1 protein-coding gene is annotated in these 1,506 nt (G+C 70.3%); it reads right to left on the bottom strand.

Translation table 11 applies throughout. The features are described 5' to 3' along the window. Positions 1-170: 170 nt before the first annotated feature. Positions 171-1,506, bottom strand: a 1,336-nt coding sequence (locus FUT87_RS02265; protein ID WP_147239928.1) for a TonB-dependent receptor, incomplete at its 5' end; no start/stop codon positions are given.

Below are 1,506 nucleotides of genomic sequence, written 5' to 3'. Positions count from 1 at the left end.
GCAAGCGGGAGAGGGAGTGCGCAACGATTGGCCCCCTTTCCCACAAGTGGGAGGGCGTGCGGGGCGCACAGATGGCACCCTTTTCCGCAAGCGGGAGGAAGTGCGAAGCGCGCCGGTGAAGCTCCCTCTCCCGCTTGCGGGAGAGGGTGGGGTGAGGGCCGGCGCCCGGGTCAGAACTTGACCTGCAACCCCGCGAACACGCTGCGCCCCGGCAGCGGCGTCAGCTCGCGGATGGTCTGCACGCTGCCGGCGTTGTAGGCCAGCTTGTTGGCCAGGTTGTCCAGCTTCAGGTACCACATCGCGTCCAGGTTGCCGATGTCGAAGTGGCGCGCGATGTTCAACCTCAGGATCCCGTAACCGGCCGTCGGCGTGTCCAGCGCCGGCACGCGGTCCTGGCGCCTGGCGCCGCGCAGCTCGGCTTGGATCAGCCACGGGCCGCGCTCAGCCTGGATCGACAGGCTGGCGCGCACCGGCGCCAGGCGCGGCAGCGGCTCGCCGGTATCGCGGTTGGTGCCGCGCACCAGGTCCAGCGTCGTGCCCAGCGTCAGGCCCCAGCCGGCCACCGCCGGCAGCGGCTGGCGGCCTTCGAGCTCGATGCCATGCATCCGCGCCCTCACGCCGCGGTACAGGTATTCGGGCACGGTCTCGGTGCCGCCGTCCTCGCCGACCAGCTCGACGCTGCGCCCGCTCGCGTCCAGCGCGATGTAGTTCGAGAAACGCGTCTGGTAGACCTGCAGGCTCCATTTGGCCTCGCCCTGCTTCCAGTGCAGCCCCAGGTCGACCGCCTTCGCGCGCTCCAGCCCGAGGTTGACGTCCCCGACCTCGAACGCGCCCGAGGCCACGTGCACGCCGTTGGCGAAGAGTTCATAGAAGGTCGGCGCGCGCTGGCTGCTGCTCAGGTTGCTCGACAGGCTGAAACCCTGCCCCAGCTCATAGGCGCCGCTCAGCGACAGGCTCTTCGGGCTGAAGCGGCGCGTCACGGGATCACCGAAGCGCTCCTCGTCACCGCCGGTCGAAGCCACGCTGACGCGCTCGGCGCGCGCGCCCGCCTGCAGGCTCCACGGGCCGGACTTGAACTGCTCGATCAGGAACAGCGCGTTGCTCCGCGTCTTGGTGCCGGGCACCAGCGCCTCCTCGCCGAGCGCGGAGAAGTCGCTCTGGTCCCACTGCCAGCCCAGCACGCCCTGAACCGTGCCCCAGTTGCCCTGGAAGGCCGCATGCGTGGCCTCGACGCGGCCGTCCTTGCCGTCGGATTCGAAGACGGTGCCGATCTCGCCACTGCCCTCCACTTCCTGATGCTTGTAGCGGCTGCTCGCGAACTGCCAGGTCACGCGAGCCAGGCCCGGCAGCGGATCGCGCCACTCGCCCGCGGTGGCCAGGCGCTGGCGCTGCATCTGGATGCGCACGTCGGGCTCGACGGTCACGCCGTATTCGTTGTGGTAGTCCTCCACCGACACGCCGGCATAGCCCTGCGAGAACAGCAGCGAGCCGCCCACCGCGCCGCTG

The organism is Mitsuaria sp. TWR114 (genome assembly GCF_007997345.1).
The sequence above is the reverse complement of the archived record's forward strand: the minus strand, read 5'-3'. Positions and strand labels throughout refer to the sequence as shown.